The 8328-nt window shown below is 69.2% G+C and carries 6 protein-coding genes; 5 read left to right on the forward strand and 1 reads right to left on the reverse strand.

Translation table 11 applies throughout. The annotated features are described in order from the left end of the window. Positions 1 to 32 precede the first annotated feature (32 nt). From JK363_RS03305 to JK363_RS03315, 3 genes are all read left to right on the forward strand, one after another. Positions 33 to 536: an ATP-binding protein gene (locus JK363_RS03305; RefSeq protein WP_201871246.1), complete on the forward strand. Its 504-nt coding sequence runs from the start codon at positions 33 to 35 to the stop codon at positions 534 to 536. 171 nt (positions 537 to 707) lie between these two features. Then, positions 708 to 1118: a hypothetical protein gene (locus JK363_RS03310; RefSeq protein WP_201871656.1), complete on the forward strand. Its 411-nt coding sequence runs from the start codon at positions 708 to 710 to the stop codon at positions 1116 to 1118. A gap of 6 nt (positions 1119 to 1124) precedes the next feature. After that, on the forward strand, positions 1125 to 5045 hold the full coding sequence (locus tag JK363_RS03315) for a caspase, EACC1-associated type (protein ID WP_201871247.1): 3921 nt from the start codon (positions 1125 to 1127) through the stop codon (positions 5043 to 5045). 22 nt (positions 5046 to 5067) lie between these two features. Here the strand turns inward: JK363_RS03315 and JK363_RS03320 are convergent, their stop codons facing one another. Then, the gene (locus tag JK363_RS03320; protein WP_201871248.1) at positions 5068 to 6126 is read right to left on the reverse strand and encodes a beta family protein; all 1059 of its coding nucleotides are present in this window, start codon (positions 6124 to 6126) and stop codon (positions 5068 to 5070) included. A gap of 271 nt (positions 6127 to 6397) precedes the next feature. On the opposite strand from JK363_RS03320, the gene JK363_RS03325 reads away from it, so the two are divergent. Together JK363_RS03325 and JK363_RS03330 are read left to right on the forward strand one after the other, a co-directional pair. Continuing rightward, a complete protein-coding gene (locus JK363_RS03325) occupies positions 6398 to 7609 on the forward strand; it encodes an AAA family ATPase (RefSeq protein ID WP_201871249.1) in 1212 nt (403 codons plus the stop codon). A 128-nt stretch (positions 7610 to 7737) separates the two neighbouring features. Then, positions 7738 to 8253 carry a hypothetical protein gene (locus JK363_RS03330; RefSeq protein ID WP_236075554.1) on the forward strand — a complete coding sequence of 172 codons (516 nt, stop codon included), beginning with the start codon at positions 7738 to 7740 and terminating at the stop codon, positions 8251 to 8253. Positions 8254 to 8328 lie beyond the last annotated feature (75 nt).

Genomic DNA, 8328 nt, shown 5'->3' on the forward strand with positions numbered 1-8328 from the left:
CACGCTAAGACCAGGCCGGAAGCGTGGACCACATGAACAGCGAGAATTCCCCCGTACAGGGGGCCATCAGCCAGGCCCGCAGGCCCGCTCACGCCGAGACTCACCCCGCCCAGACCAGCCACCCCCACCTCCTCCGCGAGTTCTCGATGCGGTTCACGTCCTCGCGGCACGGCGCTCGCCTCGCCCGTCGCCTCGTCTCCCACCGGCTGGACACGTGGGGCCACCCGTACGACGGTCGCGCCAACGAGACGCTGACGCTGATCACCGCGGAGTTGGCCGCGAACGCCATCCGCCATGGGCACGTACCCGGCCGGGACTTCCGTGTCCGTCTGACCGAGGCCGGGGACACGCTCCGCGTCGAGGTCACCGACACCCGCACCGAACGCGTACCGCCGCTGACCGCCCAGGAGCCACCGGGCGACGTCGAGTCGGGCCGGGGCCTGCTCATCGTCGCCCAGTTGGCTACCCGTTGGGCGGTCGGCCCGCGCGAAAACGGACCTGGGAAAACCGTATGGGCCGAGCTGCACCTTCGGTGATGGACGAGCGACCGCCGTCGGTCAACCAGATTCGCGCCAACGACCAGCGGTTTTCGGTAATGGACGCGCCCGTTGTCAGTACCGGGGACTAACCTCGTGCGCTCCGTGCGGGCACGCGCCCACGCGGCCCGGCCACACCACGGAAGCCCAGGGGGACGCACCGTGACCACCATGCCCAACGCCCCGTCCGGATACCGGATCTCCATCGTCGACGAGGACCCGCTCCGCGCCCGTAAGGAGGCGCGCGAACTCCTCGCCGAGATCGCCAACGCCGATCCGGGCGCGGTCCTGGACATCCCCCGGCAGCGCACATCCGAGGGTACGGACAAAGGCGGGCTGTCCGTCGACACGATCGGGGTGCTGATCAGCGCCGGTTCACTGGTCACGGCCGGGGTACAGCTCTGGCTGTCCCGCGTACCGCAGCGGACGATAGTCGCCAGGCGGCCCGATGGCGCGACCCTCCAGATCACCGGCAAGGAGGCGCGCGAGGACGACGAGCGGATCGAGCGGTTCCTCGCGGGCGGTGACCAGCCCGCCGACGGCCGTGAAGGCGACGACGGCGACGCGACGGCGGCGGGCTGAGCGCGTATGACCGACAACGACCGGTACGCCATGCTCGTCGGCGTCTCCACCTACGACAGCGACGCCTACCCCGATCTCCCGCCCGTCCGCGCCGACCTGCACTACATGCGGGCGGTGCTGGAGAACACCGAGATCGGCATGTACAACGACTGCGCGGTGGTCGCCGAGCCGACCCGCGCCGAGATGCTGCATGCCGTAGAAACTTTCCTGGAAGATCGGCAGCCGAGCGAGACGGCTCTGCTGTACTTCAGCGGGCACGGGGAGTTCTGCGAGGACGACAACCAGCTGTACTTCCTCACCCGGGACGCCGACCCCGACGACCTGCCGGGCACAGCCGTACCGGCCGAGTTCCTGGAGCGGATGCTCCAGTCCTGCCGTGCCGCGTCGAAACTCGTGCTGCTGGACTGCTGCTCCAGCGGGTCCGTCGTCCAGGGCTGGACCGCCAAGGGCGCCCCGGGCGATGCCGACGAGCGGCCCGCGCCCAGCACCCTGCTGCGGCCGACGGGCGTGTACTTCATCACCGCGTCCGACGCGCTTCAGTCCGCCTCCGCCATGGCGCCGTCCGGATCCACGCTCGGCACGTCCCGGTTTACCGGAGAGATCGTGGAAGGACTGCGGAACGGGCGGATCAAGGGCGGCGGCTGGATCACGCCGGACGACCTCTTCGACTACCTGACGGCACAGATGGCGCGCAACGGCGTGCCCGAGGAGCAGCGCCCCACCAAGTCCACGATCCGGGCCACCCGAAGCCTGCCCTTCGCGCGGTCGGTGGCACGTCCCGTCCACCTCCCGACCCTGCCGCGTGACGCGACGGAGGCGGCACAGCCGTCCCCCGCCCTGCTGAAGGCCCGGGAACTGGCAGTGCTGGACGCGCGGGACGGCCTGGACTGGCAGCGGCTGCTGCACTACTACGTACGGTGCCTCACCGCCGAGGCGGCGGCCGGGATGCTGCCCGACCGCGACAGCGAGCGGGATTCGGGGTACTTCCTGCTGGGCAGGGGCGAGGAGATCATCCAGTCGGGGCGGGGCTCGACCTTTCGGGCACCCGGGCAACTGCCCAGGCCGCAGGCCCGGCCGGGCAGGAGCGACGGCGATACGGGAACGCAGCAGGAGTATTGGTACGGCTATCCGGCCGTCACGCTCCCCGTACGCGAGGGAGGTGGCCGGGGACGCCGTACGCCCGTGACCATCGCGCCGCTGTTGGTCCAGCAGATGGAACTCACGCCGGACGAGAACGGCCAGGACGTACTCCGGCCGACCGGGGTTCCCGCCCTGCACACCGGTGTCGTATCGGAACTGCTGGACGCCGACGACGCGGCCGACCTCGTCGCCGGCTGGCAGCCGACCTGGCAGGAGGGCAACGACACACAAATGCTGCGGGCTGTGCGGCAGTTACTGGAGGAACTGGGGCTGCCGGAGCTGGAACCGCTCGATCCGTCCGAGCTGAGCGAGCGGACGGTGATGCAGGCGCTGCGGCCCGGCGCGCACAACGCGGCCGTCCTGCTGGTGCCGTCCGGTGTGGAGGCGAACGCGACGCAGGGTCTGGTGGACAACCTGCTGCAGATGTCGACGCGGACGGCCCAGATCCCCGGCACCGCGCTGGACGCGCTGCTCAGCGGCGGTGAGGCGGACGCGGGGGCGGGACCCTCGGCCGTCGTGGTGGCACCGGGGCCGTGCAACGAAAGTCAGGAGCTGGTGGTCTCCTCGGCGATGACGCGGGCGCTGACGGTGGCCACGGGGCCGCCCGGCACGGGCAAAAGCGAGGTGGTCACGGCCACCGTCACCACCTGTGTCGCCGCCGGACAGTCCGTGCTGGTCGCGTCCACGAACAACGAGGCGGTGGACGTCGTCGCCGAACGCTGCGACGCCATTGCGCCGGGGCTCATGATGCGGACGGGCAACTCGAAGGCGCTGAAGGAGGAGGCCGAGAAGCTGGAGCGGCTGCTCGGCGAGCCCATGGAGGCCCCGCGGCGGGGTTCGGCGACCGTGGGCGGGGAGCTGCGCAACACCCGTGCGCGGGCCGCCGGGCAGCGGGAGGAGGCGGAACGCCGTGTCGGTGAGGAGGGGCGGCTGCTGGACCTGCTCCGGGAACGGGAGGAACGGGCCGCCGCGCTGGAGCTGCCGCTGACGCTGCTGGAGTCCGTGTGGAAAGCAGCGGCGGCCGGGAACGGTGCTGCCGCGCTGGGCCGCTGGGAGAGCAGGGCCAGGAAGGCGGCCGGGGCTCGCCGGTGGCTGCTCGGCGGGTGGCGCAGGGCGCGGGCACTGGCCGCGCTGGTCGCCGCCAGTGCCTCGGTGGGTGACAGCCCGGCGTGGCCGGGTTGGGCGAACGAGCGGCCCGTACCGCCGGAGCTGCTGGAGGCCCTGGGTGACGCGGTGGCCGTGGAGCGCCGGCTGCGGGAGCTCGTACCCGGGCACACCGATTGGGACGAAGACGGGCTGAAGCAGGAGCGCCTGGAGACGGCGGATGTCCTGTCGGAGCTGTCCGCGGAACTGTCCCGGGCGGTGTCGGCGGAAGCGCTGACGCGGGCGCGCGGGCTGATGGGGCAGCGGCTCCAGGCGCTGCGGAGCCGTCGGGGATTCCGCAAGAGCCAGCAGAACCTGATGGCGCACCTCAAGGGGTGGGCGATCAGCACCCACTCGGTGCGGCAGCTCGAACTCACCCCGAAGCTGTTCGACCTCGTCGTCATCGACGAGGCCAGCCAGTGCTCGATACCGTCGGTGCTGCCGCTGCTCTTCCGGGCCCGGCGGGCACTGATCATCGGCGACCCGATGCAGCTGGGCCATATCGCCAACATCGCGCCGCAGCAGGAGCGGCAGGCGAGGGTCCGGTCGGGGCTGAGCGCCGCGCAGCTGGAGGACCACCGGCTCACGTACCACGTGCACTCGACGTACCACGCGGCCGCGCAGCACGGTGACACCGCGCTGCTGCTCGACGAGCACTACCGGTGCCACCCGCGGATCGCCGACGTCGTCAACGGCTACTGCTACGCAGGCCAGTTGCAGGTGCTGACCGACGTACGGCGGCAGGTTCCGGCGCTCGACCCGGTGGGGGCGACCGATCCGGCGCCGGTGCTCGGCTGGGTGGACGTGCCGGGCGGCGAGTCGGCGCGGGGCAGCGACGGACAGTCCTGGCGCAACGACGCCGAGGCCGGGGCCGTGCGGCGAGTGGTGGACGAACTGCTCGCGCGGCTGCCGCAGGACGCGACGGTGGGCGTGGTGACGCCGTTCCGGGCGCAGAAGCAGGCGCTGGCGCGGGTGTGGCGCGACGACGACCGGGTGCGGGTGGGGACGGTGCACGCGTTCCAGGGCGGGCAGCGCGACGTGATGGTGCTGAGCCCGGTGGCCACGCTCAACACCCCACCGAGGACGACGCACTGGGTGGCGAGCCAGGTCAACCTGTGGAACGTGGCGATCACGAGGGCCAAATCGCAGCTGATCACGGTGGGCAGCCATGCCTTCTGGCAGGGGCAGAGCGGTCTTCCCGCGATGCTCGCCGGGCGCTCGTTGCCGTTGGGGGCGGGGGCCTCTGATGAACACGGCCCGGACGCCGGGCACGCCATCGGTGATGTGCGGGGGACGGCCGGCACGGGTACCGCCCTCCGCGAAGAGCTTGCCGACCGGCTCCAGCAGTACCTCCGCGAGCATGGCGTCGCTGATCTGGAACGCGCGACGGTCGTCGGCGGCCACACGGTGGATCTGCTGTTCACCGCCGGCGGGGAGAACACCGCCGTACTGCTCGACACGGGCCCGCCGCCCGGCCACGCCCCGGCGAGGCATCTGCGGCTCACGCACGCCCGGGGTGATCTGCTGACCGGTCTGCCGTCCGGCGGCCAGGGAGCGAAGGTGTGCGAGGTGACCCGGACGGTGCGGGTTCCGGCGTGGCGGATCCTGGCGGGGGAGGACATGCTGGCGCCGCTGTTCGACTGAGCCCGCCCACGCCAAGGCCGGGTCATCCCTGGAGAAGGCACCGGACGACGTACGTCATGTGCTGGATGTTCCCGGCCCGCAGCCAGTGCGGGGCCTGGCCCGTGTCTTTACTGGCCGTGAGGGGACCGTTGGCACAGTCGCGCAGCCAGGTCTCCCCGGCACCGGCGGAGGCTCCTCTGAACTCGGGTAGATCGCGGATCAGGCGGGCAGCCGCCCGGATGCTCGCCGTACGGTCGGGGCCGCCGTTCAGCACCTTGCACAGCACGAACCAGTCGTCGATGGTGTAGCGAAGGAGACCCCACGGCGGAGGCCCGCCGCCCTGCTCCTGGGAGAGAGCGGTGACGGGCTGTACGCAGTAGTCGCCATAGGCGAGCCGTGACGAGTAGTCACGGCCGCTCGCTCTCATCTCGTGCCACATGTGCCAGTCGGCGCGGGGCTCTTCGTACAGCACTCCCAGTTCCAGCATGTCGTTCGTGGCCCGTGGGAAGCCTCCGCTGAGAACGACGGTCGTGCGCCAGGCCGTCAGGGGATGCAGGGCGTCCAGGGCACGCAGCGCCTCCTTGCCCGCGTCGGGGCGGCTGGGGAGAACGCTGCCCAGATCCAGCAGCAGATCGACGGGTATGTCAGGCCCGGCCTGGCCCAGCAGTTGGCCGACTGCTTCGGTCGTACGGCCATCCCACTCCCCCGGCACGCCTACGCGAACGCCGACACCACAGCCGTAACGGCGCGCTGTCTCCAGGGCGGCGGACTGCTGGGCCGTGCCGCGCTCGGGCCCGGTCACCGGGCGGAGCAGGCGGGAGAGCCCGGTGCACTCGGACAGGATTTCCGCGAGTGCCGGTATCTGGGCCTCTTCGGCGAACGGGGCGTCGAGCCAGCCGGGATGACGGCGGTGTGCCCCTCTCACCTTATTCAGTTCTCTCCGCCAAGAAGCCTTGTTCAGATCCGCCGGAAGCACGCCAGGGCACGGCGGAAGGTTCCACAGCGGGGCCATCGCGGCCTGGATGTCCGGCCGGACACGTTCGTAGGCCATCCTGGCGTGCTGCCGGACGGGTAGGACAGGGATGTAGAGCGGTTCGGCCATCGCGGCTCCCCCTCAGCACTGCCCGCGCGCTTTCCCTCCCTGTCAGGGTCGGCGGACGGCAGGACGCCGAGAAAGAGAGCCGTTTCGGTCCGGATGGCCGGAATGCACATGTACCTGGTACCGCTGTGACGCACGTTGTACTGTGTGTGATGCTCGGTGGCCGGACGCTTCAAGTGCGCTGCGCACGTGGGGGACTGAGTGCCATTCAGCCAGGTGCGTTGTTGTCCTCCGTCCGCCGTGCGCCGAACTGCTTCCACGATTGGCGCGAGGCTTGAACCACCGCATTCTTGGTCTGACCGTGCGCAACTTCCGCACGCTGACGGACACGAAGCTGCCGCTCGGGCCCTTGACCGTCATGGTCGGCCCCAACGCGGCCGGCAAGTCGAACGTCCTGCACGCCCTGGAGTTCCTGGGTGATGTGACCCGGAAGGGGATCGAGCCGGCGCTCGAAGAGCGGGGCGGTTTCGATGTCCTGGCCTTCCGCGGCGGCCGGAAGCCGGTGTCGCGGATCGCCGTTGGCATCGAGGGCATCTGGTCCGACTTCGCGTCGGAGGAAGCGCCGGACCGCTACGAGTTGAGCGTCTCCCAGCGTCGGCTCCCCGAGCCACGGCATCGTGAGCTGGTTCTCTCCCGAGTAGAGCGGTTCGACCAGCATCCGAACACGGACGCAGAGACGTCGGTTGAGCTGAGGAGCAGTTCCGTCGTCGTCAATAGTCCGTCGGAGACCGGCCGTCATAAGGCTCAGCACAGCGTCGAGAGAATGGCGTCCGTCCTTCACCAGGGCCATGTCCTGCCTTTGCCGGACGGCACCCCGTCTGCCCAGGCCATGGGTGAAGTGCGACGCCATCTCTCCGAGATCCGAGTGTTCGACCCTGATGTGCGAGCCGCCAGGAAGCCCTCCGCGGTCAGTGAATCGGAACCACACCTGAAAGGGGACGCCTCCAACCTGGCGGATTTTCTGCTGGGCCTTCGGGAGCACGGTGATGCCTGGGAGCTCCTCTTGGAGGACGTCAGGACCGTGGTTCCGCAGATCCGTAATATCCACGTACCACTCATCGCGGGCTCCAGCAGGGCCGAAGTGGAACTGGAAGAAGAGTGCCTGCGTGGGCGCACTCGACTCTCGGACGCATCCTGGGGCACAGTCCGCGTCCTGTGCATGCTCGCGATCATCCATGATCCGAATCCTCCGCTGCTGACGTGCATTGAGGAGATCGACCATGGTCTCCATCCGCACGTGCTGAACCTTCTGGCGGTCAGGCTCCGCGAGGCCAGTAGCCGCGGTCAGTTCCTTGTGACCACTCATTCGCCGGTTCTCATCAACGAGTTGGAACCCAAGGAGTTCGTCGTGTGTGAGCGGCTCCCGAGTGGTGCCTCCCGCATCCCGGCTCGGCGCCCCGAGGAGATTCAGCGAGTCATCGAGAAGTCCGAGTACGAGCCGATGGGTGATCTCTGGTACTCAGGCGCACTTGGGGGTGGGCTGTGAATGCGAAGCCTTCTCGGAGCCGTCAGCGCTCAGTTGTCGTAGTGGCCGGCGAGGGTGACTACGACCGCAGGGTACTTCAGCACCTGGTTCCCGCCCTGCACCCGGGAAGATGCCCCGACGTGATTGCCATGAGGAAGCCTATCCGTCTGGCCCGCGCCCAAGCCAAGCTCTCTCCTCGTCTTCAGCAGATCAAGAATTTCGCTGAGGGCCATGCCGACACAGCGAAAGTAGTCGGCATCGTCATACATGTGGATCTTGACGCCGTCGCTGACGATAACTACGACAAGGTCCGCAGACGCATCACTGAGGAGATGCGCGCCACCTTCAAGGAGTACCCCTCGGCACTGGCCCTGGCCGCCTATGAGATCGAGGCCTGGCTGATGCTCTTCCCGGATGCGTTCACGAAGGTCAAGCCAGGCTGGCGGTTGCGAGAGGCCGATTGTCGTCGTGACCTCGCCCAGCTCGTAAAGGCCAAAGAACACCTCGTCAAAAACCTCGGGAAACCTCCATACAGTGAGTCCCACGCTCCCAAGGTCATGGAGGAGGCGGTCAAGGGCGGTCACGTCACCGCACGGCCAATCGGCAACAACCGGTCATACCGCGACTTCGCGAATGAGATGGCGGGCTGGAAGAAGATCAACTAGCAGGTCAGGTCAGAGCCACCGGAAACAGGAGCTGTCAGCGCCCCCGTATACCGTGGTACGGATCACCAGGGCACG

Source organism: Streptomyces coffeae, assembly GCF_016741875.1.
GTDB classification, from domain to species: Bacteria; Actinomycetota; Actinomycetes; order Streptomycetales; family Streptomycetaceae; genus Streptomyces; species Streptomyces coffeae.

Bases quoted from the DNA above. Each gene is read 5' to 3' on its own strand.
- JK363_RS03305 (WP_201871246.1), top strand. From the start codon at position 33: ATGAACAGCGAGAATTCCCCCGTACAGGGGGCCATCAGCCAGGCCCGC.
- JK363_RS03310 (WP_201871656.1), top strand. From the start codon at position 708: ATGCCCAACGCCCCGTCCGGATACCGGATCTCCATCGTCGACGAGGAC.
- JK363_RS03315 (WP_201871247.1), top strand. From the start codon at position 1,125: ATGACCGACAACGACCGGTACGCCATGCTCGTCGGCGTCTCCACCTAC.
- JK363_RS03320 (WP_201871248.1), bottom strand. From the start codon at position 6,126: ATGGCCGAACCGCTCTACATCCCTGTCCTACCCGTCCGGCAGCACGCC.
- JK363_RS03330 (WP_236075554.1), top strand. From the start codon at position 7,738: ATGAGGAAGCCTATCCGTCTGGCCCGCGCCCAAGCCAAGCTCTCTCCT.